Raw genomic sequence first — 26,966 nt, 5'->3', positions numbered from 1 at the left:
CAGCCGCCGAACAGGCGGCTTTTTTCATGCTACAGAGCGCTTCGTGCGCAGGATGTTTCCATGAAATAATTGATTCAAATCATTTTAAAGCAAATATTTTGATATGAATGGCCATGATGTTTCATTATCCAGATGGGCATGGCGGGCGGATAATTTTATGGCTGGTACGCCGCCGGGCAGTCGATGACATGCCGGCGCGCCGGCACCCGACAACCATCTGGAGGCGGCAGGGCATGAACACGCAGCACACGACACAAGCACGAATGCAGTTGCAACACACACCGGCAAGTGGCGCCGGGCGCCAGTCCGACACGCGGCTCACCCGCGAGGCGGCCGACCTGCTGGCCCGCGCCGACATCCATCTGAATGGCCGCGCCGCCTGGGACATGCAGCTGCGCAAGCCCGGCGTGCCCGAACGCGCCTTTGCCAGCGGCAACCTGGGCCTGGGCGAAGCGTATATGGATGGCGACTGGGATGCGCAGCAGCTCGACGAATTCTTTTGCCACCTGCTGCGCGCCCGGGTGGCCGACGACGTGCGCCCCATGCGCCTGGCCTTCCACGCCCTGTATGCGCGCCTGTTCAACCTGCAGACGGAACGGCGCGCGTGGATGGTGGGCAAGGAGCACTATGACCTGGGCAATGCCTTCTATGCGGCCATGCTCGATCCGCGCATGACCTATACGTGCGGCTACTGGAAGGATGCGGCCAACCTGGCCGAGGCGCAGGAGGCCAAGCTCGATCTGATCTGCCGCAAGCTGCGCCTCGAGCCGGGCATGCGCGTGCTCGATATCGGCTGCGGCTGGGGCAGTTTCATGCGCTATGCGGCGGAAAAATACCAGGTGCAGTGCGTGGGCGTGACGATTTCGCAGGAGCAGGCCGCGTATGCGCGCGCCATGCCCGGCGGCGAACGGCTGGACTTCCGCCTGCAGGATTACCGCGACACCAATGAAAAGTTCGACCGCATCGTCAGCATCGGCATGTTCGAGCACGTGGGGCATAAAAACCACCGCACGTTCATGGAGGTGGCGCACCGCTGCCTGGAGGACGATGGCCTGTTCCTGCTGCACACGATCGGCAAGAACAAGCGCCATTCCGCGTGCGATCCGTGGATCGACAAATACATCTTCCCGAATGGCGACCTGCCGTCGATCGGCCAGATCGGCGACGCCATGGATGACCTGTTCGTGGCCGAGGACTTGCACAACTTCGGTGCCGACTACGACAAGACCCTGATGGCCTGGCATGCGAATTTCGAGCAGGCGTGGCCGCAGTTTTCCGCCCAGCTGGGCGAGCGCTTCCATCGCATGTGGTCGTATTACCTGCTGTCGTGCGCCGGCGCCTTCCGCGCGCGCGACCTGCAGCTGTGGCAATGGGTGCTGGCTAAGCAGGGCGTGCTGGGCGGCTACGAGCGGGTCAGTTGATGCGGGCGTCTGCTGCTATCATGGCTTGATGGATATCAATCAAGCACGCACCTTCCTGGAAGTGGCGTCCAGCGGCAGTTTCATCATGGCCGCCGAGCGCATGCACGTGACGCAGACGGCCGTCAGCGCCCGCATCCGCACGCTGGAGCAGCAGCTGGGGCGCCAGCTCTTCGTGCGCAACAAGGCCGGCGCCCGCCTGACGCCGGCCGGCGAACGCTTCATGCGCCACGCAGCCACCATGGTGCAGGTGTGGGAGCGGGCGCGCCACCAGGTGGCCTTGCCGCCGGGGCGCGAAGACGCCGTCAGCATCGGCTGCGAGCTGAGCCTGTGGCAGCCGCTGCTGGGCGACTGGCTGATACGCATGAGCCGCGATTGCCCAGAGATCGCCCTGCGCGCGGAAGTCGACAGTCCGGCGCGCCTGCTCGACGCCGTGCACGACGGCTCGCTGGACCTGGCCGTGCTGTACAACCCGCCGCAGCGTCCGGGCCTCGTCAGCGAACTGCTGGCCGAGGAAAAGCTGGTGATGGTCACCACGCGCGCCGACGGGCAGATGCATGCCGATGCCTATGTGTACGTGGACTGGGGCCCGGCTTTTGCGGCGAACCACCAGGCGGCCTATCCGGAGCTGAGCAGCCCGCCCGTTTCCATTTCGCTGGGGCCGCTGGCGCTGGTCTACCTGCTGGACGTGGGCGGCGCCAGCTATTTCCGCATCGGCTCGGCCCAGCCTTACCTGGAGGCGGGCCTCTTGCACCGCGTGCGCGACGCGCCCGAATTCTCGCATTCGGCCTACGCCGTCTACGCGGCCCAGCGCGACAACCCGACCCTGGACCGCGCCCGCGCCTGCCTGCTCGATGTGGCCGAAAAGGCCAGATAGAGCCGGCAGACGTGAAAAAGCCGACCCGCGGGTCGGCTTTTTGTTCAAGCGCAAGGCCTGGTCTTAGTCGCGGCTGCCGCCAGCGAAACCCAGAAGGGAGAGCAGGCTGGTGAAGATGTTGTACACGTCCAGGTAGATGCGCAGGGTGGCCGAGATGTAGTTGGTCTCGCCGCCGTTGATGATTTGCTGCACGTCATACAGGATGTAGGCCGAGAAGATGGCGATGGCGACCATGGAGATCACGATCGACAGTGCCGACAGGCCCAGGAAGATGTTCGCCACCGATGCCAGGATCAGCACGATCACGCCGGCGAACAGCCATTTGCCCATGGCCGAGAAGTCGCGCTTCGAGACCGTGGCGATGGTGGCCATCACGGCCAGGATGGTGGCCGTGCCGCCGAACGCCGTCATGATCAGCATGCCGCCGTTCGAGTAGCCGAGCGTACGCGTCAGGATGGGCGTGAGCATCAGGCCCATGAAGAAGGTAAAGCCCAGCAGGACGGCGACGCCGAGGCCCGAGTTCTTGGTTTTTTCAATCGCGTACATGAAGCCGAATGCGACGAGCATGAAGATGATGAAGCCCATGCCGCCGGTCAGCATCGGCAAATGCATTTGCACGCCGATGAAGGCGCCCAGCACGGTCGGGATCATGGACAGTGCCAGCAGCCAGTAAGTGTTGCGCAAGACCTGATGGCGGACTTGCTGCATGCCCCCCGACAGGTCAAAGGTGCGTTGCATGTTCTGATTCATAGTGCCTCCGTGTTGTCAATTCAAATTACTGCTTTGCCCAAGGATAGCATGGACCCCGGTTTTTACAAAAAAACCAGCTTAAGATTTAATTAAACACAGGCAGGGCAGGAAGATGCCCCCTGCCTGTCTGGGTGATATGGGGTGGAGTATGGTAAAATCAAAGGTTGATTGAGTTATCAATTTATCGTTTTAAACCTTTCTTTTTATTGGAGTTTTCACACATGGCAATCGAACGCACCCTGTCGATCATCAAACCAGACGCAGTTGCAAAAAACGTAATCGGTCAAATCTACACCCGTTTTGAAAACGCTGGCTTGAAAATCGTTGCTGCGCGCATGACCCAACTGTCGCGCGAACAAGCTGAAGGCTTCTACGCAGCGCACAAAGAGCGCGGCTTCTTCAAAGACCTGGTGGACTTCATGGTTTCCGGTCCAGTCATGATCCAGGCTCTGGAAGGCGAAAACGCCGTTCTGGCCCACCGTGACCTGATGGGCGCGACCGATCCGAAGAAAGCAGAAAAAGGCACGATCCGCGCCGATTTCGCCGATTCGATCGACGCCAACGCCGTACACGGCTCCGACGCTGTCGAAGCTGCTAAAGTGGAAATCGCTTACTTCTTCCCAGAACTGAAGGCTTAATTGCCTTAGATAACGTTATTTCCTGGCGTTATCTGTGAAATAACTTATCACCCCCTGTTCCCGCTGCGCTGTGGTGCTTTTGGCTCCTGATGCGCGCGGGGACGGATTTTTAGAATAGACATGATCATGAATACGACGACCCTCACCAACTTGCTGGACCTCGATCCCGCGCAACTCATCGCCTACTGCGCCGAGTTGGGAGAGAAACCGTTTCGTGCGAAACAGTTGCAACGCTGGATACACCAGTTCGGCGCCTCCGACTTCGACGCCATGACGGACCTGGCCAAGTCGCTGCGCGACAAGCTGGCCACGCGCGCCGAAGTGCGCGCCCCGGCCATCATCAGCGATCACACGTCGACCGATGGCACGCGCAAGTGGCTGGTTGACGTGGGCAATGGCAATGCCGTGGAAACCGTGTTCATTCCGGAAGATAACCGCGGCACGCTGTGCATCTCGACCCAGGCCGGCTGCGCCGTCAACTGCCGCTTCTGCTCGACGGGCAAGCAAGGCTTCAACCGCAACCTGTCCGTGGGCGAAATCATCGGCCAGCTGTGGATGGCGGAATTCGAATTGCGCCGCACCAAGGGCATCGAACCCGGCCCGAAAGGCGAGCGCCAGATCACCAACGTGGTGATGATGGGCATGGGCGAGCCTCTGCTGAACTTTGAACCGACCGTCACGGCCCTGAAATTGATGCTCGACGACAACGCCTACGGCCTGTCGCGCCGCCGCGTGACCTTGTCGACCTCGGGCGTCGTGCCGATGATGGACAAGCTGTCGCAGGAAGTGCCGGTGGCCCTGGCCGTCTCGCTGCACGCCTCGAACGACACCTTGCGCGATGGTTTGATTCCACTGAACAAGAAATATCCGCTGAAGGAATTGATGGCGGCCTGCAAGCGCTACCTGGAATTTGCCCCACGCGATTTCATTACCTTCGAATACTGCATGCTGGACGGCGTCAATGACAGCGACGAGCACGCGCGCGAGCTGCTGGCGCTGGTGCAAGACCGCGAGTTCGGCGTGAACTGCAAGTTCAACCTGATTCCATTCAACCCGTTCCCCGAGTCGGGCCTGTTCCGCTCGAAAAACCCGCGCATCAAGGCGTTTGCCCAGGTGCTCATGGATGGCGGCATCATCACCACCGTGCGCAAGACGCGCGGCGACGACATCGATGCGGCCTGCGGCCAGCTGGCCGGCGAAGTCAAGGACCGCACGCGGGTGCAGGAACGCATGGAAAAAATGACTGAATATCAACAGAAGTTTGGCGCCAATTTCGGCAAGATCGTGGAAATCCGCTCCTGATGAGGGACGGCATGGCTTACCAACGCTCGCTCGCTGTGGCCGCTGTCAGCCTGGCCGTGCTGCTGGTCGGCTGTGCTTCCACGACGTCCGGCGACGGTGGCCAGGATAAGCAGGCGAGTCTGCAGGAACGCGCCGCGCTGCGCCTGCAGCTGGCCAGCGCCTATTATGGCCGTGGCCAGCTCGACGTGGCCCTGGCGGAAGCGGCGCAAGCCGTGCAGCTGGCGCCCAGCGATGCGCAGGCGCATGGCATGCGCGCCCTGATCCTGGCGGCCAAGGGGCAGACTGCACCTGCCGAGAAAGATTTCCTTTACGCTTTGCGCCTTGCGCCCCACAATCCTGAGTTGAGCAATAATTACGGCCTGTTCTTGTGCCAGACGGGACGCGCCGCGCAATCGCTGGCGTATTTCGACGCGGCATTGCAGGATGCGGCGTATGCGTCGCCGGAAAACGCGCTCAACAATGGGGGCGCCTGCAGCCTGGCCCTGCATGATTACCAGCGTGCCGGCGCGTATTTATTGCGCGCGGTACGCATCGCACCGGACGTGGCAGTGACGAATGCCGGCCTGGTGCGCGTGTATTACCAACAGCAAGACTACCGGCAAGCGGCTCATTATCTTGAGCGGCTCGGTAAAATAGCGACAATGGAGAGCCAGACGGCCGATGTGCTGTGGCTCGGGATCAAGGTGCAGCATAAGCTCGGGGATGCGGGTGCGGAAGCTGGCCTGGGGGCGCATTTGCGCAACCACCATTCCGGCTCGTCCGAATATGCTGCTTATCAAAGTGGGGCGTTTGATGAGTGAGACAGGGATACCAATGAATTCAGAGTGGGCAGAAACGCCTCAGCAGCAGCCCCAGGGCAATCTGGCGTCGGCAGGCGCACAGTTGAAGGCACAGCGCGAAGCGCTGGGCTGGCCGGTGGAACAGGTGGCGGACCAGCTCAAGCTGGCGCCGCGCCAGGTGATCGCGCTGGAAGAGGGCGACATGGCGGCGTTGCCGAACCTGGCCGTGGTGCGCGGTTTCGTGCGCGCCTATGCCAAGGTGGTGCGCCTCGACGCGGCGCCGCTGGTGGCCATGATCGAAGTCCATCCGGCGCCCGCGCAAGACCCGGCGGCCCCCGTGCGGCGTGAAATTTCCGCCACGTTTTCGGAATCGCGCTTCCCGTCGATGACGCAGCGCTCGTCGAACCAGGGCACCCTGTGGATCGCCGGCGCCGTGGCTGTCGTCGTGGCCGCCGCCTTTGGCGCCTACAAGCTCGGCTATGTGCCGGCCAGCCTGCTGTCCTCGCACACGGAAAAAGAAGTCGCGCATGCGGAAGTGGGCCCCGTGGAAACCACCCTGATCAAGCCGGGCCAGGATTTGACACCCGTGCAGACGCCGTCCGTGCCGCTGATTTCCGTGCCGCCGCCGGCCGGCAACGATACGCAGACGGGCGCGCCCGCCGCGTCGGCTGCCGCATCGGCGCCAGCCGCGGCCGTGGTGCCGCCAGTTGCCGCGCCAGCCCCTGCGCCGGCGACGACGGCCGCCGTCGCGCCGCCAGTGGCGGCCGCCGCCGTGGGCGCGAACGCGCTGGTCTTAAAGGTGGAGCAAGATTCCTGGGTGGAAATTCGCCGTCCGGGCACTTCGCCGCTGATTTCGCGCATGGTCAAGGCGGGCAGCACGGAAACATTCGATATCACGGGTCCGGCCACCCTCGTGGTGGGCAAGCCGGGTGTCGTGCAGGCAACTTTGCGCGGCGCCAAGCTGGATTTGCCGACCGTGCCAGGTGGCACGATCTCGCGCGTAAGCATCAAGTAACGTTGAAACAGGCAGTTTAAGCAAGCAAACTCACAAGATAATATTATGGCGACCTCGAAAACAGCGATCGGCTCCGGCCCTTCCGACCGGCGCGACAGCCGCAAGGTATTGATCGCCCATGGCCAGCGCCAGATCTGGGTGGGCGGCGACGCCCCCGTGGTGGTGCAGTCGATGACGAATACGGACACGGCCGATGCCATCGGCACGGCAATCCAGATCAAGGAACTGGCGCGTGCCGGGTCGGAACTGGTGCGCCTGACGGTGGACCGGCCGGAAGCGGCCGCGGCCGTACCTTACATCCGCGAGCAGCTCGACAAGATGGAGATCGACGTGCCGCTGGTGGGCGATTTCCATTACAACGGCCATACCTTGCTCAACGACTACCCCGATTGCGCGCGCGCGCTGTCGAAGTACCGCATCAATCCGGGCAACGTGGGCAAGGGCGCCAAGCGCGATACGCAATTCGCGCAAATGATCGAAGCGGCCTGCAAGTATGACAAGCCGGTGCGCATCGGCGTGAACTGGGGCAGCCTGGACCAGGCATTGCTGGCGCGCATCATGGATGAAAACGCGGGCCGCGCCGAACCGTGGCCGGCGCAAGCCGTCATGTACGAGGCGCTGGTGACGTCGGCGATTGAAAACGCCGTGCGCGCCGAAGAACTGGGGCTGGGACGCGACAAGATCATCCTGTCGTGCAAGGTCTCCGGCGTGCAGGACCTGATCGCCGTGTACCGCGAACTGGCCCGGCGCTGCGACTATCCGCTGCACCTGGGCTTGACGGAAGCGGGCATGGGCAGCAAGGGCATCGTCGCCTCGACGGCGGCGCTGTCCGTGCTGCTGCAGGAAGGCATCGGCGACACCATCCGCATTTCGCTCACGCCCGAGCCGGGCGGCGACCGCACGCGCGAAGTCATCGTCGGCCAGGAAATCCTGCAAACCATGGGCTTGCGCAAGTTCGCGCCGATGGTGATCGCCTGCCCGGGCTGCGGCCGCACGACGTCGACCACCTTCCAGGAACTGGCCGACAATATCCAGACGTATCTGCGCGAGCAGATGCCGGAGTGGAAAAAGTCGTATCCGGGCGTGGAAGCGATGAACGTGGCCGTCATGGGCTGCATCGTCAACGGTCCCGGCGAATCGAAGCATGCGAATATCGGCATCAGCCTGCCCGGCACGGGCGAGTCGCCGGCCGCGCCCGTGTTTGTCGACGGCGAAAAGGTCGTCACCCTGCGCGGCGAACGCATCGTCGAGGAATTCCAGGACATCGTCTTGAATTATGTAAAGAGTCACTACGGAAAAACGGTTGCCGTCTGAACCTGATCCGATAAAAAGCAAAGAAGAACACTATGTCCGAAAATAAAAAAGCAGATAAGATCACCGGCGTGAAGGGCATGAACGATGTCTTGCCGGCCGACGCCCCGCTGTGGGAATTGTTTGAAAACACGGCGCAATCCGTGCTGCAAAGCTACGGCTTCCAGCAGATCCGCACGCCGATCGTGGAAGAAACGAAGCTGTTCGCGCGCGCCATCGGCGCCGTCACCGATATCGTGGAAAAGGAAATGTATTCGTTCACCGATTCGATGAACGGCGACAACCTGACCCTGCGTCCGGAAGGCACGGCCGGCGTCGTGCGCGCCGTGGTCGAGCACAACCTCGTCTACGAAGGCCCGAAACGCCTGTGGTACAAGGGCCAGATGTTCCGCCACGAGCGCCCGCAGAAGGGCCGTTACCGCCAGTTCTACCAGTTCGGCGCGGAAGCCATCGGCTTCACGGGTCCCGATATCGACGCCGAAATGATCATGCTGTCGCGCCGTCTGTGGGATGACCTGGGCCTGGAAGGCATCCGCCTGGAATTGAATTCGATCGGTGACGCGGCCGAGCGCCTGCGCCACCGCGCCGACCTGATCGCCTACCTGGAAAGCCACAGCGAGCTGCTCGACGAAGAAGCCAAGCGCCGCCTGCATAGCAATCCGCTGCGCATTCTGGATACCAAGAACCCTGCCATGCAGGACCTGGTCAACGGCGCGCCGAAGCTGCTCGACTACCTGGGCGAAGAATCGCTGGCGCACTTCCATGGCGTGCAGAAGATCTTGAATCACAACAATATTCCATTCACCATCAATCCACGTCTGGTGCGCGGCCTCGACTACTACAACCGCACCGTGTTCGAGTGGGTGACGGACAAGCTGGGCGCGCAAGGCACGGTCTGCGCCGGCGGCCGCTATGACGGCATGGTGGAAATGTTCGGCGGCAAACCGACGCCGGCCGTCGGTTTCGCCATGGGCATCGAGCGCCTGGTCTTGCTGATGAAAGACGCGGCCGAGCCGGAGCAGCCAGCCCAGTGCGACGTCTACCTGGTGCATCAGGGCGAGCAGGCGGGCCTGCAAGCCTTTGTGCTGGCCGAACGGATTCGCGATGCGGGCCTGGACGTTGTGCTACATTGCGCTGCGAGCAATGGTGGCGGCAGCTTCAAGACGCAAATGAAGAAGGCCGATGGCAGCGGCGCGGCATTTGCCGTGATCCTCGGCGACGATGAAATCGCGAATAATGTTGCCACAGTAAAAGCCATGCGCGAAGCGGAACCTGGTCAGCAGCAAAACACGGTGCCGTTCGACGATGTCGTCGACTACCTGGTCGACCAGATCATCGGCAGTCACGATTGCGGCCACGACCATGGCGCCGACGGCCACGTGCACCACCACCATTGATTTGAAGCAAGACCGTTCCACCCTCGATCAACTACTCATTGAAACTGACGACCCATGGCATACGATCACGAAGAACAAGAACAACTGGCAACCCTCAAGGCCTGGTGGCAGCGCAATGGCAATCTGACCTCCTGGGTCCTGATTGTTGCGCTGGCGGGTTATAGCGGCTGGGCTGGCTGGCAGTACTACCAGCGCACCCAGGCCGCGCAAGCGGGCCAGTTGTACGACGAACTGCAAAACGCCATCGCCGCCAAGGACACCGCCAAGGTGCTGCGCGCGGCCGGCGACATGCAGTCGCGCTTCGGCGGCACGGCGTATGCGCAGATGAGCGCCCTGGCCGCGGCCAAGGTGGCGTTCGACGCGAACGACCTGAAAATGGCGAAGACCCAGCTGCAATGGGCCGCCGAGCACGGCACGGAAGAGTACAAGGCCATCGCCAAGCTGCGCCTGGCCGGTGTCTTGCTGGACGAAAAAGCCTACGATGAAGCGCTGAAGGTATTGGCGGGCGCGACCGTGCCGCAATTTGCCGGCGCCGTGGCCGACCGCAAGGGCGATATCCTGGTGGCACAGAACAAGCTGGCCGATGCCCGCACCGCCTACCTGGCGGCACTGGCGGCGACGGACAAGAACAATCCAGGCCGTCAATTGATCCAGGTCAAACTGGAAGCGATAGGCGGTACGGTACCGGAAGACAAGGCCAAGGCTGAGCAAGCTGCCGCCTGATAGGAATCGGTTCTGTTGCGCGGCCCGTGTGCCGCCTGCCTTACCCTTACAAGTACAAGAAAAAGGTTGGATAACACTTATGCGTGTCACTGAAAAGCTGGTAGCTGCAAGCCTGTTGGCCCTGATGGCCGGTTGCTCGTCCTGGAACCCGTTTGCGTCGAAAGATCCGAAAAGCGAGCCAGCCAAGCTGGTCGAGTTAAAATCGAGCATCGCCGTGCGCGATGCGTGGAAGTATTCGATCGGCAAGGCCGGCGTGTATGCCTTCACGCCCGCGCTCGCCGGCAGCAGCCTGTACGTGGTCAATGCCGACGGTGCGCTGGCGCGCCTGGATGCGGCCACGGGCCGTGAAACGTGGCGCATCAAGGCGGGCAGCGACATCACTTCCGGCGCCGGCAGCGATGGCACGGTCGTGGCCGTGGGCGCCGCCAAGGGCGTGGTGCTGGCCTTCGACGCCGAGGGCAAGCAGCTGTGGAAGGTGCAGGCGTCCAGCGAAGTGCTGACGCCGCCAGTGGTTGGCCAGGGCGTGGTGGTGGTGCGCAGCGTGGACAACCGCATTGTCGGCTTCGACGCCAAGACGGGCGAACGCAAGTGGACGGTGCAGCGCGCCACGCCGGCATTGACCTTGCGCAATGCGCCTGGCATGGCGCTGGGCGGCGCGAATATCTATGTGGCCCAGCCTGGCGGCAAGCTGCTGGCACTGACGGCGGCCACCGGTGTGGTACGCTGGGAGATAGTCGTCAGCGAACCGCGCGGCGCCACGGAACTGGAACGCGTTTCCGATATCGCCGGCACGCCGGTGGTGTTCGAGGGCGAAGTGTGCGCCGTCACCTACCAGGGCAAGGCTGGCTGCTTCGATGCGGCCACCGGCGTGCCGCGCTGGACCAAGCCGATTTCGTCCGATGTGGGCGTGGCGGTCGACCAGCGTTTCGTGTTTACCGCCGATGCCCAGGGCGCTGTCGTGGCGTTCAGCCGCGAAGGCGGGCAGAGCGCGTGGAAGAATGACGCGCTGGCGCGCCGCCGCCTGTCGACGCCGGTCTCCTTCGGCCGCAGCGTTGCCGTCGGTGACTATCAAGGTTATATCCACTTCCTGTCACGGGAAGATGGCGCATTAATAGGTCGGATCAGTACCGACGGCAGCCCGATTGTTTCGGCTCCCGTCGTCGCCGGTTCGAATTTGATTTTTCAAACCCAATCAGGGACAGTGACCGCTCTCGCGGTCGAGTAATGTAATGAAGCCGGTAATTGCACTTGTAGGTCGACCCAATGTTGGGAAATCGACTTTATTTAATCGTCTGACCCGCTCGCGCGATGCGCTGGTGGCGGATTTGCCTGGGTTGACGCGCGATCGTCACTATGGCGAAGGCCGTGTCGGCGAACGTCCCTTCCTGGTCATCGATACGGGTGGTTTCGAACCCGTCGCCAAGGAAGGCATCATGCACCAGATGGCACTGCAGACCAAGCAGGCCGTGGCCGAGGCCGACGTGGTGGTGTTCATCGTGGACGGCCGCCAAGGCCTGACCCCGCATGACAAGACCATCGTTGACTTCCTGCGCAAGAGCGGTCGTCCGGTCTTGCTGGTGGTCAATAAAAGCGAAGGCATGCGCTATACGGCTGTCGTGTCCGAATTCTATGAATTGGGCATGGGCGATCCGTACGCGATCTCGTCGGCGCACGGCGACGGCGTCAACGACCTTGTCGAAGTGATGCTGGACCTGGCGTTCGCCCAGCGTCCGGATGAGCCTGAAGAGCTGGAAAAGACCGACCGCGGCATCAAGATCGCCCTCGTCGGCCGTCCGAACGTGGGCAAGTCGACGCTGATCAACACCCTGCTGGGCGAAGAGCGCGTGATCGCCTTCGACATGCCGGGCACGACGCGCGACTCGATCGAGATTCCGTTCGAACGCGATGGCCAGCAATACACCCTGATCGACACGGCCGGTATCCGCCGCCGCGGCAAGGTGTTCGAAGCGATCGAGAAATTCTCGGTGGTGAAAACCCTGCAGTCGATTTCCGAAGCCAACGTGGTGGTGCTGATGCTCGACGCGCAGCAGGATATTTCCGAACAGGACGCGCATATCGCCGGCTTCATTCTGGAATCGGGCCGCGCGCTGGTGGTGGCCGTGAATAAATGGGATGGCTTGCAATCGCACCAGCGCGATGAAATCAAGATCGATATCGACCGCAAGCTCGATTTCCTGTCGTTCGCGCAGATGCATTTCATTTCGGCCTTGAAGGGCACCAACATCGGTCCATTGATGAAGTCGCTCAACGCCGCGTATGCGGCCGCCATGTGCGACCTGTCGACGCCGAAGCTGACGCGCGCCCTGATCGAGGCCGTGGAGAAGCAGGAACCGCGCCGCAAGGGTTCGATTCGTCCGAAGCTGCGCTATGCCCACCAGGGCGGCATGAACCCGCCTGTGATCGTTATTCACGGCAATGCGCTCGACGCCGTCGGCGATCCATACAAGCGTTATCTGGAAAAACATTTCCGCGATACGTTTGCCTTGGTCGGTACGCCATTGCGCATCGAACTGCGCACGGGTAAAAATCCATTTGCACGCACGCCAAGCAAGTAAAAATGCACTGAGTTAAGCGTCAATTAAGGCGCCGCGGTAATAATGCGGCGCCGACAGCAAATAAAGATGGCCATTTGCACGGAAATAATAAAGTGTTAATGCGCCATGCGCGACAGCGATCGCGAAAACAGGTTACAGTAGCTGTGACGCATCTTTCTCTCTTTGAAAGGTGTGAGAGCACTTGAAATCAAGCGAGTCGCCTCCAATTCTTACACAACAACATAAACAACGGAGCTGTTATGAGCAACAAAGGGCAACTGTTACAAGACCCATTCCTCAATGCATTACGCAAAGAGCATGTTCCTGTCTCGATTTACCTGGTCAATGGCATTAAATTGCAGGGCCATATCGAATCGTTCGATCAATACGTCGTATTGCTGCGCAATACGGTCACGCAGATGGTGTACAAGCATGCCATCTCGACAGTGGTGCCGGCCCGTGCCGTCAATCTCAATATTGAATCTGAAGCGGAGTAAAGCGTTGAGCTTGACGGCCCAGCGCCTTTCACCCCTCATCGCCCCCGTCCGCGCCAGCGGCGCTGATGCGTTTGCATCGGCGTCCGCGTTCGCCTCAACCTGTCTGATCTCATCATGCGCGCGGCACTAGTCGGGGTTGACTTCGGTCACAGCGACTTCGCCGCCAGCATGGAGGAACTCATGCTGTTGTCGCGTTCGGCTGGCGCGGATCCGATTTCCACCATCACGGCCAAGCGTTCCAGTCCGGACTCCGCGTATTTCGTCGGCAGCGGCAAGGCCGATGAAATTGGCGACGTCGTCGTCAACGATGGCCTGGAAATCGTCATTTTCAATCACGCCCTTTCACCTGCCCAGCAGCGCAATCTGGAAAAGCGCCTGAATGTGCGGGTGCTCGACCGTACCAGCCTGATTCTCGATATCTTCGCGCAGCGCGCCAAGAGCCACGAGGGCAAGCTGCAAGTCGAGCTGGCCCAGCTGCAGCATCTGGCCACGCGCCTGATCCGCGGCTGGACCCACCTTGAACGGCAAAAGGGCGGTATCGGCTTGCGCGGTCCCGGCGAGACGCAGCTCGAGACCGACCGCCGGCTGATCGGCGACCGCGTCAAGGCCCTGCGCGCGCGCCTGGAAAAGCTGCACAAGCAGCGCGAAACGCAGCGCCGCGCGCGCGGCCGCAATCACACATTCTCGGTGTCCCTGGTCGGCTATACCAATGCCGGCAAGTCGACCCTGTTCAATGCCGTGACCAAGGCCGGCGTATATGTCGCCGACCAGTTGTTCGCCACGCTAGACACCACCTCGCGCCGGGTTTACCTGGGCCAGGAAGTGGGCAACGTGGTGATCTCCGACACGGTCGGCTTCGTGCGCGAATTGCCGCACCAGCTGGTGGCGGCTTTCCGCGCCACGCTCGAAGAAACCATCCATGCCGATTTGCTGCTGCACGTCGTCGACGCCGCGTCGCCGGTGCGCATGGAACAGATCGAGCAGGTCAACCTGGTCTTGAAAGAGATCGGCGCCGATCATATTCCGCAGATACTCGTGTGGAACAAGATCGATGCGGCCGGGCTGGAGCCTTCGGTGGAACGCGATGAATATGCTACGATCAGTCGCGTGTTCGTCAGTGCGCAGAAGGGCAGTGGTCTCGACCTGCTGCGCGATGCGATTGTCGAGATGGCCAGGAAGGCGCCGGGTTCGGCCCACCTCTATCAGAACGACGAAGTGCAGCTGCAGGAAGATCAGTTTGACGGTCAGTACGACCAGCACGATGGCGCCGCCCCGGACCAGGACGAAGAGCCTGGCGAGGACGATAGGATTTCCACCCACTCCCAAGTCGGAACACGATAGTTATGCTTGTCTCCCTACTCAAAAAAACAGGCTTGAAGTTGTCCCTGAACGATCCCCGCTGGGGCAATCGCAAGGACGACGGCAAGAAAGCCCAAGAAGGCAAAAAGCCCGGCGAAGGTCCGCCGGACCTCGACCAGTTGTGGCGCGATTTCAATCAGCGCCTGAACGCCTTTTTCGGACAGAAGAACCGTCCCGATAACGGCGGCAACGGCGGCAACAACAACGGTGGCGGCCCGCGTCCCGACATGAAGGGTGCCGGCATCACCGCCGGCGTCGTCGGCGTGATCGCGGTGCTGATCTGGCTTGCCAGCGGCGCCTTCATCGTGCAAGAGGGCCAGAGCGGTGTCGTGCTGACGTTCGGTAAATACACGCGCACCACGCCGGCCGGCTTCAACTGGCGCTGGCCGTACCCGTTCCAGACGGATGAAACCGTCAACGTGTCGCAGGTGCGCACGGTGGAAGTGGGCTATCGCCAGTCGCTGCGCAACAAGCAGGCCAGCGAGTCGCTGATGCTGACGGACGATGAAAACATCATCGACATCCAGTTCGCGGTGCAATACACCCTGAAGGACCCCGTGGAGTGGCTGTTCAGCGTGCGCGACCAGGAAGACACCTTGCGCCAGGTCGCCGAAACGGCGATCCGCGAAGTGGTCGGCCGCAGCAAGATGGACTTCGTGCTGTATGAAGGGCGCGAAAAAGTCGCTTACGAAACGCAGCAGCTGATGCAGCAGATTCTCGACCGCTACAAGGTCGGCGTCTTCATCAATAACGTGACGATGCAGGCCGTGCAGCCGCCGGAGCAGGTGCAAGCCGCCTTCGACGATGCCGTCAAGGCAGGCCAGGACCGCGAACGCCAGAAGAATGAAGGCCAGGCTTACGCCAACGACGTCATTCCAAAAGCGCGCGGCGCCGCATTCCGCCTGATGCAGGAAGCCGAAGCGTACCGCTCCATGGTGACCGAGAACGCCGAGGGTAACGCGTCGCGCTTCAAGCAGGTGCTGGTCGAGTACCAGAAGGCGCCGGCCGTTACGCGCGACCGCATGTACCTGGAAACCATGCAGCAGGTGTTCAGCAGTGCCAGCAAGGTCATGGTCGACGCCAAGACCGGCAGCAACCTGCTGTACCTGCCGCTCGACAAGTTGATCGCCCAGACGGCGGCGACGGACGCAGCGGCCGCGGCAGCGCGCGCAGCAGCGGCCGCACCCGCAGCCAATACCGTAATGCCACAGGAAGCCATGCAGACAGTAGAAGTCAATTCGCGTCGCGATAGCCGCTCTTCGCGTGAACGGGAGAGCCGCTAATGAACCGTATCGTCGCCGCCCTGATCGCGGGCTTTATCGCGATCATGCTCTTGTCCTCGACCGTGTTCGTCGTCGATCAGCGTAAGTACGCGATCGTCTTCGCCCTCGGCGAGGTCAAGGAAGTGATCAGTACGCCAGGCTTGTATTTCAAGCTGCCGCCGCCGTTCCAGAACGTCATGTACCTGGACAAGCGCGTACTGACCATCGACACGCCGGAACCCGAGCGTTTCATCACGGCCGAGAAGAAAAACATCCTCGTCGACGCCTTCGTCAAGTGGCGCATCGCCGATCCTAAGCTGTATTTCCGCAGCTTCGGCGGCGATGAAAGCCGCGCCCGCAACCGCATGTCGCAGATCGTCAAGGCTGCCCTGAACGATGAAATCACCAAGCGCACCGTGCGCGAAGTGATCTCGGGCCAGCGCGGCAAGGTGATGGAAGCGATCCTTGCCAAGGTCGCGGCCGAAGCCAAGTCGATCGGCGTGGGCATCGTCGACGTGCGCCTGAAACGCGTCGATTACGTCGAGCAGATCAACAACTCGGTGTACGACCGCATGAAGTCCGAGCGCGTGCGCGTCGCCAATGAGCTGCGTTCGACCGGTTCGGCCGATTCCGAGAAGATCCGCGCCGACGCCGACAAGCAGCGCACGGTGATCCTGGCCGAGGCGTACCGCGAAGCCGAGAAGATCCGCGGCGAAGGCGATGCCAAGGCGTCGCAGGTCTATGCGGAAGCGTTCGGCAAGAATCCGGAGTTCTACAAGTTCTACCGTAGCCTGGAAGCTTACCGCGCCACCTTCAAGGACAAGGGCGACGTGATGGTGGTCGATCCGAGTTCGGAGTTCTTCAAGTACTTCAAGGGCAACGGCACGGCCGCTCCCGCCAAGAAGTAAGGCAGCATCGAGACTGCGCCTGTCCGCAAGGACTGGTGGCGGTAGCAGCGGGGCCGGCATCGATGCCGGCCCCGTTTTTTTGTGCCCGCCACGCTGTTGCGGGAAGGCGTAAAATCGGGTGTTTTTAAGCCGCTGCGGCACTGTTTCGGAGAACTTATCCCTAAAGGCCCGTGTTTTCGCGTAAAATATCAGGTTCGGCCTCTTGCCTGGCGCGCCCGCCGCTGCCTCGCATGATGCATTTTTCAACTTTCTTCCGTATCTCGCTCCCTCATGCCGAATTGGCTTTTGCCCGAAAATATTGCCGATGTTCTGCCGTCGGAAGCGCGCAAGATCGAAGAGCTGCGCCGCCTCATGCTGGACAATTTCCGTCTGTACGGATATGAACTGGTGATGCCGCCGCTGCTCGAGTATCTGGAATCGCTGATGACCGGCGCCGGCAAGGATACCGACCTGCGCACGTTCAAACTGGTCGACCAGCTGTCGGGCCGCATGCTCGGCCTGCGCGCCGACATGACGACGCAGGTGGCGCGCATCGACGCGCACCTGCTGAACCGTGCCACCGTGACGCGCCTGTGCTATGCCGGCAGCGTGCTGCATACCCGTCCGTCGGGCCTGCACGCCACCCGCGAACCGCTGCAGATCGGCGCCGAGATCTATGGCCACGCCGGCCTGGAAGCCGATGCCGAGATCCAGGAACTGGCGCTCGCCTCGCTGGCACTGGCCGGTTTCGACAGCGTGCGCCTGGATTTGTCGCACGTTGGCCTGTTGCGCGCTATCATTGCGCAAGACGCCAATGCCGTGCGCGACGAGGCAGCGCTGTACAGCCTGCTGCGCGCCAAGGATGCGCCGGGCCTGCGCGAGCTGACGGCCGGTTATGACGCCGTCACGCGCGATGCGCTGCTGGCCTTGCCTGGCCTGTATGGCGATATCGATGTGCTGGCGCGCGCGCGCGAAGTGCTGCCGCCGCTGCCGGGCGTACTCAAGGCGCTGGCCGAACTGGCCGCGCTGGCGGGATCCGCGCTGGGCCGCGCCGAAGTGGCGATCGACCTGGCCGACCTGCGCGGCTACCAATATGAAAGTGGCGCGATGTTTGCGCTGTATGTACCTGGCTTGCCGAACGCGGTTGCGCGCGGCGGCCGTTATGACCACGTCGGCGAAGCGTTCGGCCGGGCACGTCCCGCGACCGGCTTCTCGCTCGATTTGCGCGAACTGGCGCGCCTGTTGCCGACCGCGGAACGGAAGCATTCGATCCGCGCGCCGTGGGGCAGCGCGCCAGAATTGAAGGAAAAGATCGCCGAGTTGCGCAAGGCGGGCGAGGTCGTGATCCAGAGTTTGCCGGGTCACAGTAATGAACAAGACGAGTTCGAGTGCGATCGCGTGCTGGTACTTGCCGATAATGGTAGTAGCTGGATTCTTAAAAACTTAGGTTGAGTGATGTCAAAGAAAATTATGGCAAAGAACGTTGTTGTCATCGGCACCCAATGGGGCGATGAAGGTAAAGGCAAGATCGTCGATTGGTTGACCGATCACGCCCAGGGTGTGGTGCGCTTCCAGGGCGGCCACAATGCAGGCCACACGCTGGTCATCGGCGGCGTAAAAACCGCGCTGCAGCTGATTCCGTCGGGCATCATGCGTCCAGGCGTCGCCTGCTACATCGGTAACGGCGTCGTCGTTTCCGTGCCGGACGTACTGCGCGAAATCGACAAGCTCGAAGCGGTCGGCGTTGAAGTTGCCTCGCGCCTGAAAGTGTCGGATGCCGCACCGGTCATCCTGCCTTACCACTCGGCACTCGACCTGGCCCGTGAAGCTGCGCGCGGCGCGGCCAAGATCGGCACCACCGGCAAGGGCATCGGCCCGGCCTACGAAGACAAGGTGGCGCGCCGCGCCATCCGCGTCGCCGATCTGCTCAACGAAACCCGTTTTGCTGAAAAACTGGCGGAAAACCTCGATTACCACAACTTCGTGCTGGAGCACTACCTGAAGGCTCCGCGCATCGATTACCAGAAGACCCTCGACGACGCGCTGGCTTACGTGCCGCGTCTGCGTCCGATGGTCACCGACGTCTCGAGCGCGCTGTACAAGGCGCACAAGGCCGGCGCCAACCTGCTGTTCGAAGGCGCGCAAGGTTCGCTGCTCGACGTCGACCACGGCACCTATCCATTCGTCACCTCGTCGAACTGCGTGGCTGGCAATGCCGCCGCCGGTTCGGGCGTCGGCCCTGGCATGCTGCATTACATCCTGGGCATCACCAAGGCATACACGACGCGCGTCGGCTCCGGCCCATTCCCGTCGGAACTGCCAACGGATGCAGGCGTCGGTCATCACCTGGCGCAAGTCGGCCATGAATTCGGCACCGTGACGGGCCGTGCCCGCCGCTGCGGCTGGTTCGACGCCGCCCTGCTGCGCCGCTCGGTACAGATCAACGGCGTGACAGGCATGTGCCTGACCAAGCTGGACGTGCTGGACGGTATCGAAACGCTGAAACTGTGCACCGGCTACACCATCGACGGCGTGGCCACGGACATCTTCCCATCGGGCGCGGAAGAAGCCGCCCGTTGCGTGCCGGTATACGAAGAGATGCCGGGCTGGACGGAAAGCACCGTCGGCGCGAAATCGCTGGCGGCCTTGCCGGCCACGGCGCGTGCCTATATCAAGCGCATCGAAGAATTGGTCGGCGTGCCGGTGGACATGGTTTCGACCGGTCCGGATCGTGAAGAAACGATCGTGCTGCGCCATCCATTCGAATAAGCTGCTGGACACAATCCGCCGCAAGGCGGATTTTTTTAATCACGCTAATAATAAGATTTCACTATCATGACTACCCCACAATCGAACGATCAACATCTCTGGGTCAACTGGGAAGAGTACCACCGCCTGATCGAGCGCCTGGCGCTCAAGGTCTACGAATCTGGCTGGAAATTCGACCAGGTATTGTGCCTGGCGCGCGGCGGCGTGCGTCCCGGCGACGTGTTCTCGCGCATTTTCGATTTGCCGCTGGCCATCCTGTCGACCAGCTCCTACCGCGAAGACGCGGGCACGGTGCGCGGCGACCTCGATATCGCCAAGTACATGACCATGACCAAGGGCCCGCTGGCCGGCCGCATCCTGCTGGTCGACGACCTGGCCGATTCCGGCGTCACGCTGGACAAGGTCACGCGTCACCTGAAGGAAAACTTCCCTGACGTGACCGAAGTCAAATCGGCCGTGATCTGGCTGAAGGGCTGCTCCGTCGTGCGTCCCGACTACTTCCTCGACGAACTGCCGCACAATCCATGGATCCACCAGCCGTTCGAAGACTACGACGGCCTGCGCCCGCACCAGTTGGCGGCGTGGATCAAGAAGGGCGAAGCAGGCAAGTAATCGCGTGCGCTCTTGCAAAAAAAAGACGATCGTGTATCGTCTTTTTTTTCGTCCAAGGAAATGCGATGACCATACTGACGACGGCGCGCCTGCGCCTGGAACCGATCACGGCGGATCACTACGAGCGCATGCGCACGCTCAACACGGATCCCGAGGTGATGACCTACCTGAACGCGGGCCAGCCCGAGGCGGAAGCGGACACGCGCGCGGCCGTCACCCGCATCACGGGCCGCTGGGCCGAGTGGGGCTATTCGTGGTGGGCGCTGATCCGCCTCGACGATGGCGAGATGGTGGGCATGGCCTGCCTGCAGCACCTCGACGGCGACAAGGACAAACCGCATGAAATCGGCTGGCGCCTGGCCCGCACCGGTTGGGGCCAGGGCTACGCCAGCGAGGCGGCGGCCGCCATCGTCGCGCATGCGTTCGAGGTCGTCGGCGCGCCCGCAGTGGTGGCCGTGGCCCATCCGGACAACGCCGCCTCGATCAAGGTCATGACGCGCCTGGGCATGCACTACACCGGCATGGAGCGCCACTACGACCTCGATTGTGTCGTCTACCGGCTGGCGCGCGCATGACGGCAAGCGCGAAGGCCTTGAAACTGGGCTGCAGCTACAGTGTGCGGTTTTCACCGGACGGCACGCGCCTGGCCGTACTGGGACGTGATGTGATCCTGTGGGACGTGGCGGCGCGGAGCAAGCTGTGGCGCGGCAAATTCATCGCGCATATGTCGGACATGGCGTTTTCGCCCGACGGCAGCCAGCTGGCCATCAAGAGCACGACGGGCCAGATGGCCGTGGTGGAGGCGCAGTCGGGCCAGCTGACCTTCAACTTCCAGAATACAAAGGATGGCGAGGGTTGCGCTCCCGCGTGGTCGCCGTGTGGCCGCTATCTGGTCGACGGCGGCTGGGATGGCCGCCTGCGGGTGCGCGACGCGCAAACGGGCCTGGCCATGTTCACGCAGGAGCACCCGGGCGAAATGCTGCGCGGCGTGTGCTTCATCGATGGCGGGCGGCGCCTGCTGGTGCTGCATGGCGTCAAGTCGGTGGCAGAGGGACAAACGCAGCCGCCCGACTACTGCAGCGCATGGGATTGGCCCTTGCAAGAGGGCGGCGGGCGCGTGGTGCTGTCGCTGCCGAAGCTGGCATCGTGCGCGCCGTCGCCCGATGGCGAACGCCTGGCCGTGCTGCATTACGCTGACGGCGAAGAATATCTGTCCGTGCATGCGCTGGCCGATGGCCGTCCGCTGGCCAGCATGGCCGTGGAGGCGGGCGGCGGCACGGGCGACGCCTTGCGCTGGCTGCCCGACGGCGGCGCGGTGGGAAGGATCGGCAAGGGCAAGCTGCTGTTTTACGGCTGGCCGGGACTCGCCGTATGCCACGAGCTGGCTGTTACGTATCCATGCGCGCTGGCTTTTTTACCCGGCACGCCGTTGGCTGCCATCGGTTCCTGGGAAACGGGCATGCTGAAGGAACTGAACTTTTACAAGGAGACCCCATGATCACCTGCTACCTGCGCTACATCATCGACCCGTACAAACTGCAGGAATTCGAAGCTTACGGCAAGCTGTGGATACCGCTGGTCGAGCGTTTCGGTGGCCGTCACCATGGCTATTTCCTGCCGTTCGAAGGCGCCAGCAACGTGGCGCTGGCCATGTTTTCCTTCCCCAGCCTGGCCCTGTACGAGCAGTACCGCATCGATTCGATGCAGGATGCCGACTGCCAGGCGGCGTTCCGCTACGCCGAAGAGACGCGCTGCATCGTCAGCTACGAGCGCAGCTTCTTGCGCCCCGTGTTTTCCTGATTTGCCTCAATCGCGCTGCGGCGCACCCAGGGGGAAGAGGTGGCGGTACGGGTGCGCCTCTTCCACCGCGCGGGAGAACGATGGACGGGCCAGCAGGCGCGCGCGGTAGGCGCGCAGCAGGGGCAGCGTTGCGGGAATCGGCTGCGTCCAATCCGCATAGAACAGGGACGGAGCGGCGGCGCAGTCGGCCAGGCTGAAGTGTTCGCCGGCCGCCCACGTCTTGCCGGCCAGGTGGGATTCCAGCCAGGCATAGGCGAGGTCCAGTTTTTCTGCCGCATGCGCGCGGCCTTCGCTGGTCTTCACCGGGTCGCCAGTCAGGGCGGCGCCGACGGCATGCTGCACTTGTGTCATGACGTGCAGGTCGAAATAGCGGTCGAGAAAACGCGCGTCCAGCGCCTGCATCGGGTCGTCCGGCAGCAGGCGTTGCGGGCCGGGATGGGCCAGTTGCAGGTATTCGATGATGATGCTGGTCTCGGCGACGTTGCGCTCGCCGTCCACCAGCAGCGGAAACTTGCGCAGCGGCCAGCGCTCCAGCCATTGCTGCAGGTGCTGCGGCATGTCCGGCGCCAGGCAGCGGAAGGCAAACGGTGTGGCGTTCTCGTACAGGGCGATGAGCACCTTTTGCGTGTACGAGGAAAAAGGATGGCCGTAGAGGATGAGCGACACGGTGGAATCTCCTGTCATTTTGCTAGGTTGGCAACACGCGCGTGCTGCAACGATAGTGCAATGACAGGATCAATGCAAGCGATACGCTCCGTTCGCGCGCCCGCCGTTTCGCTCGCCTCCGTGGTTCGCCCGCCGCCTAGCCCAGGTTCGCCAGGTAACGCAGTCCCGTGATGCTGGGGAAGAAGCAATACACGCCGCCGCGCGTGATGACGCTGCGCGAGAAATGCCGCAGTTGCGTATTGCCGCGGCCCTTGGCGCCGACGCCGGGCAAGGTGAAGGAGCTGACGAGCGGGTCATTGATCCCCAAAAACACGTCCTGGCCGCTGATGTTGAACGTGGCATCGCCCGCCTCGGGGCCGGCCGGTCCGACGGCCGATTTGACGAAGGCATCGTCATCGTTCCATTGCTCCATCAGGAATTCGAACTGGTTGCGCAGGTTGGCATTGATGAAATAGCCGACCAGGCCCCGTTGTTCCGCGACGGGCGCGGCCGGGTCATACTCGCTGCCGTAGGGCATGGCGCGCCGCACGATGCGGTGGTGGCGGGCGGAGGTGCCCACGACGCCTTCGTCGCGCGGATTGTTGCGCCGGATATGCGCGCCGATCGGGCATTTCAGGCCCAGCGTGTCGTCCAGCTCCGGCTGTGCGGCGTCGACATAGTGAAAATGGTTCAGGCTGGCGTCCGGCAGCGCGGGACCGGCCTCGTCCGGCCTGAGCACGAGCGGGTTGCCGTTGCGCCAGCGCCCGCACATCTTGGCCGCCACCATCTCGGTGCTGAGCCCTGAGCTGGCCGCGGCCTGGCTCAGGATGCTGTCGAACAGGGGCACGTCCTGCTCCAGGATGCGGAAGGCGGCATAGCTGCCATTGGTGGACAGCTGCGGCGGCTGAACCTGGTAGGTGCCGCCGTTTTCATTCGGATAGCCGAGCAGGAATTCCCCCGTCTTGACGCTGTTGAGCGGGTCGGGCGCATATTCCAGCTCGTGCTTGCGCGGAGGCGCGCCATCGACGTCCGGCTGGGCGATGTTGTCGCGGTAGCCGAAATGCACGCGGTTGCCTAGCAGGGCGACGCCGTCGTGCGCATACAGTTCATGCCAGCCACCGGCAAAGGCGCGGCGTAGTGTGGCCGAGGTCTGCTGCAGCACTTCCGTCGATTCGCTGACCCATAGGCTCAGCAGCGCATGCACCTGGCCGGCCTCGGTGGCCGGCCCCAGGTTGCCGAGCCAGTGTTCGGGGGCGCTGTCGCCCACGTCGCCCACGGCGGCGACGCTGGCCGGGTCGGCCGCACCGCGTTGAAATGCCTGGTCAAAGGTAGCCAGGTCGGCCGCGGCGACTCCCAGCGCCGCCAGGCCTGGCGCCGTAAAGCTGAGGTTCAGGAAGCACGGCGGCTTGGGATGGATACGGCGCGCGGTGGTAATGGATGGCAGTCCGTCGCTGCCGTCGAGCAGGGCCGCGATGGTGCGCCGTGCCTGCGCCGCATCCGTGATGCTGAAGATGAAATGGCGCGCCAGGTTGACGCGGTAGCCGCGCAGGATCGTGCCTTGCACGTCGTCGTAATCGATGGTGGGATCGGCCATGCTGTCTCTCCGGGGGGGGGCTGGGGCTGGCAAGGTGGCGGGGCGCGCCTGCGCGGCCCCGGCGTGGCGTGCGGCTCAGGATCGGACCGAGGCGAGGATTTTCTGGACTGTTTGCGGATAGGCGCTGTACAGGCCGATATTGGGCGCGTGCTGCGCGGCGTCGTTGGCGGTGATGAAGGCTTCAAATGCGCTCACATGGTTGGCTACGGGAATCAGTGGCTTGCCGCCCTCGACAAACTGCAGCAGTGCGTCGAATACCTGGCCCAGCTGGGCCACAAAATCCTCGATGTAGCTGTTGAAGTTGCCGTCATACTCGGTGATCACGCCGATGACGAGGGTATCCGAAGGACCGGCCGATTTCGCGTTGGGCAGCAGATTGGCCTGGGAGCGGTCAAGCAGGGTGAAGCGGGCAAAGTGCACGGTACCGATCTTGGTGAGGGCGGCATTGATCTGCTGTTGGTATTCCTGCAACGCGGCGGCGATGTGGATCGGATTGGTGCCGGGTAGTACCGGCATCATTAAGCACAGTGGATTTGCCATGGCAGGCTCCTCATTACGTGGTTGTCGGGAGGACTGACACTACGCCGCAGTGCCCACTGCGTCAAAAAATATATTTCCGCTTGCGTTGCTAAAAACACACCATTGCAACATGATAGTTGCCGCGAAATACGGTCTCATGTGGATAGTTGCCGAGGTCGGCCGGCGCCGGTAGACGCTCTGTTGTCAGGCTGCCCCGGCCTGTTTTGGACGGCGCAAGTAACACTGCCGGCGGCGCCAGATTCCGGAGCGATTATTTTCGCCGGACGGCCGCCCCCGCATGCCAGAGCGCGCTCTTCGACGCCGGGGAAACGCGCCGCACGCTCGGCGACGGGCGCGGTCTTTCAGGCCCGTGTTCGGGTAAATGGCCGCGGCCTCAATCCGCATGAAATTCGCTGGCCGAGACGAACAGGTCCCACGAAGCGATGAACAGGGCGGCCACCACGGGGCCGATGACGAAACCGTTCAGGCCGAACAAGGCCATGCCGCCCACGGTCGACAGCAGCACCACGTAGTCGGGCATCTTGGTGTCCTTGCCCACCAACACGGGCCGCAGCACGTTGTCGACCAGGCCGATGACGAAGACGCCGAAGGCGGCCAGTCCCGCGCCTTGCCAGATGGCGCCCGTGGCCAGGAAGTAGACCGCCACCGGGGCCCAGACGAGGGCGGCGCCGACGGCGGGGAGCAGCGACAGGAACGCCATCAGCACGGCCCACAGCAGCGGCGCCGGCACGTCCAGGAACCAGAACGCCAGGCCGCCGAGGGCGCCCTGCGCAATCGCCACGAGGATGTTGCCTTTCACGGTGGCGCGGATCACGGTGGTGAAATTGGTGAACAGGCGCTGCTTGTACTTGCGGCTCAGCGGCACGGCGTCCTTGATGCGGGTCGACAGGGAAGAGCCGTCGCGCATGAGGAAAAACAGCAGGTACAGCATGATGCACAGGCTGGTGAGAAATTCGAAGGTGTACAGGCCGACGTTGATGGCTTTCACGGCGACCACCTGGCTGACCTGTTTGGCGCCGTCAGCCAGCTTGTCTTGCAGGCTCGCCAGGCTGGACAGGTCGAAGCGATCGAGCAGATTGATCAGCCATTGCGGCAGCACGGCCATGATCTTGTTGAAGAACATGCCAACCGTGATTTCTCCCGAGCGTACCATCTCCACCACGCCTGCCGCCTGGTTCACCAGCGATATGGAAATGAGCGACAGCGGCAGGATGACGATGACGATGATCAGCAGCAGGGTCAGCACCGATGCCAGGCCGGCGCGGCCCCTGGTCTTTTTCAGCAGCCAGCGGTAGATGGGCGCGAACAGGATCGCCAGCACCACGCCCCAGAAGATGGCGCCCGCATACGGCGCCAGTATCCAGCCGAAGCCGATGGTGACGATGCTCAGCAGGAGCAAGAACACTTTCTGGTGCAGCGTGAGGGTAGGCATGGGCGGTAGCGGCATGGTAATGGTTAAGTTGCCTCATCATAAGCGAGGCCAGGGGACGGGGGCTAGACAATTGTGGCGCTGCGTGCGCCATGTAACATGGGCGCGGCAATTCCAGTAAGCTGTCATTCCAGGCGTCCGAACCCCGGTGCCTTCACTTCAGGAATCCGCGTGGTCGATCACATGCACTTTTATGAACCGGCACAGGGCCATGGCTTGCCGCACGATCCCTTCAACGCCATCGTGGGGCCGCGGCCCATCGGCTGGATCGCCTCGCGCAGCGGCGACGGCGTGCTCAATCTGGCGCCGTACAGTTTCTTCAACGCCTTCAATTACCACCCGCCGCTGATCGGCTTTTCCAGCATCGGCCGCAAGGATAGCCTGCGCAATATCGAACAAACGGGCGAATTCGTGTGGAACCTGGCGACGCGTCCTCTGGCCGGGGCCATGAATGCCAGCTGCGCGCCGGCGCCGCCCGAGGTGGATGAATTCGCGCTGGCCGGCCTGACGCCCGTCGCCTCGCGCATCGTCAAGGTGCCGCGCGTGGGCGAAAGCCCCGTGTCGTTCGAATGCCGGCGCACGCAGATCATCGAACTGCAAGGCGTGAATGGCGAGGGCGTGGGCAGCTGGCTGGTGCTGGGAGAAGTGGTGGGCGTGCATATCGCGCGCCACCTGCTGGTCGACGGCGTGTACGACACGGCCGCCGCGCAGACCATCCTGCGTGGCGGCGGGCCGGCCGACTATTTCGAGGTTGGCCCGGACAGCCTGTTCCGGATGCGCCGGCCGGCTTATCCCTGAGGCAGGGCG

The 26,966-nt window shown here is 62.6% G+C and carries 27 protein-coding genes; 22 read left to right on the top strand and 5 right to left on the bottom strand.

Going from position 1 to position 26,966, the window contains the following annotated elements; all coding sequences use genetic code 11:
- Positions 1-263 precede the first annotated feature (263 nt).
- Together cfa and AC1RDJ_RS25340 are read left to right on the top strand one after the other, a co-directional pair.
- Positions 264-1,421: a cyclopropane fatty acyl phospholipid synthase gene (cfa, locus tag AC1RDJ_RS25345; RefSeq protein ID WP_493029075.1), complete on the top strand. Its 1,158-nt coding sequence runs from the start codon at positions 264-266 to the stop codon at positions 1,419-1,421.
- A gap of 28 nt (positions 1,422-1,449) precedes the next feature.
- On the top strand, positions 1,450-2,295 hold the full coding sequence (locus AC1RDJ_RS25340) for a LysR family transcriptional regulator (protein ID WP_071322695.1): 846 nt from the start codon (positions 1,450-1,452) through the stop codon (positions 2,293-2,295).
- Between the two features lie 63 nt (positions 2,296-2,358).
- On the opposite strand, the gene AC1RDJ_RS25335 is transcribed toward AC1RDJ_RS25340, so the two are convergent.
- Positions 2,359-3,045, bottom strand: coding sequence for a Bax inhibitor-1/YccA family protein (locus AC1RDJ_RS25335; RefSeq protein WP_071322696.1), 687 nt, complete (start codon positions 3,043-3,045; stop codon positions 2,359-2,361).
- A 221-nt stretch (positions 3,046-3,266) separates the two neighbouring features.
- Between AC1RDJ_RS25335 and ndk the strand changes: the two genes are divergently transcribed.
- The 19 genes from ndk to AC1RDJ_RS25240 all read left to right on the top strand — a co-directional run bounded on the left by ndk (position 3,267) and on the right by AC1RDJ_RS25240 (position 21,951).
- The gene (gene ndk / locus AC1RDJ_RS25330; RefSeq protein ID WP_070223377.1) at positions 3,267-3,683 is read left to right on the top strand and encodes a nucleoside-diphosphate kinase; all 417 of its coding nucleotides are present in this window, start codon (positions 3,267-3,269) and stop codon (positions 3,681-3,683) included.
- A 126-nt stretch (positions 3,684-3,809) separates the two neighbouring features.
- Entirely contained in the window at positions 3,810-4,985 is a 1,176-nt protein-coding gene (gene rlmN, locus AC1RDJ_RS25325) for a dual-specificity RNA methyltransferase RlmN (RefSeq protein ID WP_071326298.1), read from the top strand.
- 11 nt (positions 4,986-4,996) lie between these two features.
- On the top strand, positions 4,997-5,785 hold the full coding sequence (pilW, locus tag AC1RDJ_RS25320; RefSeq protein WP_493029074.1) for a type IV pilus biogenesis/stability protein PilW: 789 nt from the start codon (positions 4,997-4,999) through the stop codon (positions 5,783-5,785).
- Positions 5,786-5,867: 82 nt separating this feature from the next.
- Positions 5,868-6,779, top strand: coding sequence for a RodZ domain-containing protein (locus AC1RDJ_RS25315; RefSeq protein WP_493029073.1), 912 nt, complete (start codon positions 5,868-5,870; stop codon positions 6,777-6,779).
- Positions 6,780-6,824: 45 nt separating this feature from the next.
- A complete protein-coding gene (ispG, locus tag AC1RDJ_RS25310; protein ID WP_071322698.1) occupies positions 6,825-8,093 on the top strand; it encodes a flavodoxin-dependent (E)-4-hydroxy-3-methylbut-2-enyl-diphosphate synthase in 1,269 nt (422 codons plus the stop codon).
- Between the two features lie 32 nt (positions 8,094-8,125).
- On the top strand, positions 8,126-9,487 hold the full coding sequence (gene hisS / locus AC1RDJ_RS25305; RefSeq protein WP_071322699.1) for a histidine--tRNA ligase: 1,362 nt from the start codon (positions 8,126-8,128) through the stop codon (positions 9,485-9,487).
- A gap of 54 nt (positions 9,488-9,541) precedes the next feature.
- Entirely contained in the window at positions 9,542-10,210 is a 669-nt protein-coding gene (locus tag AC1RDJ_RS25300; protein ID WP_071322700.1) for a YfgM family protein, read from the top strand.
- Positions 10,211-10,289: 79 nt separating this feature from the next.
- Positions 10,290-11,435 carry an outer membrane protein assembly factor BamB gene (bamB, locus tag AC1RDJ_RS25295; protein ID WP_493029072.1) on the top strand — a complete coding sequence of 382 codons (1,146 nt, stop codon included), beginning with the start codon at positions 10,290-10,292 and terminating at the stop codon, positions 11,433-11,435.
- 4 nt (positions 11,436-11,439) lie between these two features.
- Positions 11,440-12,786: a ribosome biogenesis GTPase Der gene (der, locus tag AC1RDJ_RS25290; RefSeq protein ID WP_070221915.1), complete on the top strand. Its 1,347-nt coding sequence runs from the start codon at positions 11,440-11,442 to the stop codon at positions 12,784-12,786.
- A gap of 239 nt (positions 12,787-13,025) precedes the next feature.
- Positions 13,026-13,262 (top strand): RNA chaperone Hfq, encoded by a 237-nt coding sequence (hfq, locus tag AC1RDJ_RS25285; RefSeq protein ID WP_008450615.1) that lies wholly within the window; start codon positions 13,026-13,028, stop codon positions 13,260-13,262.
- Between the two features lie 114 nt (positions 13,263-13,376).
- The gene (hflX, locus tag AC1RDJ_RS25280; RefSeq protein ID WP_493029071.1) at positions 13,377-14,603 is read left to right on the top strand and encodes a GTPase HflX; all 1,227 of its coding nucleotides are present in this window, start codon (positions 13,377-13,379) and stop codon (positions 14,601-14,603) included.
- A 2-nt stretch (positions 14,604-14,605) separates the two neighbouring features.
- Entirely contained in the window at positions 14,606-15,904 is a 1,299-nt protein-coding gene (gene hflK / locus AC1RDJ_RS25275) for an FtsH protease activity modulator HflK (RefSeq protein WP_071322703.1), read from the top strand.
- Positions 15,904-16,791 carry a protease modulator HflC gene (gene hflC / locus AC1RDJ_RS25270; protein WP_071322704.1) on the top strand — a complete coding sequence of 296 codons (888 nt, stop codon included), beginning with the start codon at positions 15,904-15,906 and terminating at the stop codon, positions 16,789-16,791. Before hflK ends, hflC begins: the two co-directional genes overlap by 1 nt.
- Before the next feature lie 270 nt (positions 16,792-17,061).
- Positions 17,062-18,222 (top strand): ATP phosphoribosyltransferase regulatory subunit, encoded by a 1,161-nt coding sequence (locus tag AC1RDJ_RS25265; protein WP_071322705.1) that lies wholly within the window; start codon positions 17,062-17,064, stop codon positions 18,220-18,222.
- 3 nt (positions 18,223-18,225) lie between these two features.
- Entirely contained in the window at positions 18,226-19,539 is a 1,314-nt protein-coding gene (locus tag AC1RDJ_RS25260) for an adenylosuccinate synthase (RefSeq protein WP_071322706.1), read from the top strand.
- A 66-nt stretch (positions 19,540-19,605) separates the two neighbouring features.
- Positions 19,606-20,151: a phosphoribosyltransferase gene (locus tag AC1RDJ_RS25255; protein ID WP_034752020.1), complete on the top strand. Its 546-nt coding sequence runs from the start codon at positions 19,606-19,608 to the stop codon at positions 20,149-20,151.
- 65 nt (positions 20,152-20,216) lie between these two features.
- The gene (locus AC1RDJ_RS25250; RefSeq protein ID WP_493029070.1) at positions 20,217-20,726 is read left to right on the top strand and encodes a GNAT family N-acetyltransferase; all 510 of its coding nucleotides are present in this window, start codon (positions 20,217-20,219) and stop codon (positions 20,724-20,726) included.
- On the top strand, positions 20,723-21,649 hold the full coding sequence (locus tag AC1RDJ_RS25245) for a WD40 repeat domain-containing protein (RefSeq protein ID WP_493029069.1): 927 nt from the start codon (positions 20,723-20,725) through the stop codon (positions 21,647-21,649). Before AC1RDJ_RS25250 ends, AC1RDJ_RS25245 begins: the two co-directional genes overlap by 4 nt.
- Complete coding sequence (locus AC1RDJ_RS25240; RefSeq protein WP_493029068.1) at positions 21,646-21,951, top strand: NIPSNAP family protein; 306 nt, start codon at positions 21,646-21,648, stop codon at positions 21,949-21,951. The genes AC1RDJ_RS25245 and AC1RDJ_RS25240 overlap by 4 nt, the downstream gene beginning before the upstream one ends.
- 6 nt (positions 21,952-21,957) lie before the next feature.
- On the opposite strand, the gene AC1RDJ_RS25235 is transcribed toward AC1RDJ_RS25240, so the two are convergent.
- From AC1RDJ_RS25235 to AC1RDJ_RS25220, 4 genes are all read right to left on the bottom strand, one after another.
- Positions 21,958-22,617, bottom strand: a complete 660-nt coding sequence (locus AC1RDJ_RS25235; RefSeq protein WP_493029067.1) for a glutathione S-transferase family protein — start codon at positions 22,615-22,617, stop codon at positions 21,958-21,960.
- Positions 22,618-22,753: 136 nt separating this feature from the next.
- Positions 22,754-24,190: a Dyp-type peroxidase gene (locus AC1RDJ_RS25230; RefSeq protein ID WP_493029066.1), complete on the bottom strand. Its 1,437-nt coding sequence runs from the start codon at positions 24,188-24,190 to the stop codon at positions 22,754-22,756.
- A gap of 75 nt (positions 24,191-24,265) precedes the next feature.
- The gene (locus AC1RDJ_RS25225) at positions 24,266-24,730 is read right to left on the bottom strand and encodes a hypothetical protein (RefSeq protein ID WP_289885660.1); all 465 of its coding nucleotides are present in this window, start codon (positions 24,728-24,730) and stop codon (positions 24,266-24,268) included.
- 373 nt (positions 24,731-25,103) lie between these two features.
- The gene (locus AC1RDJ_RS25220; RefSeq protein ID WP_493029065.1) at positions 25,104-26,162 is read right to left on the bottom strand and encodes an AI-2E family transporter; all 1,059 of its coding nucleotides are present in this window, start codon (positions 26,160-26,162) and stop codon (positions 25,104-25,106) included.
- A gap of 180 nt (positions 26,163-26,342) precedes the next feature.
- Here AC1RDJ_RS25220 and AC1RDJ_RS25215 point away from each other — a divergent pair, with 180 nt between their 5' ends.
- Complete coding sequence (locus AC1RDJ_RS25215; RefSeq protein WP_198043955.1) at positions 26,343-26,957, top strand: flavin reductase family protein; 615 nt, start codon at positions 26,343-26,345, stop codon at positions 26,955-26,957.
- Positions 26,958-26,966 lie beyond the last annotated feature (9 nt).

The sequence above is a fragment of the Janthinobacterium sp. GW822-FHT07H10 genome (genome assembly GCF_058798675.1).
This window is presented reverse-complemented; position numbering and strand designations above follow the sequence as displayed.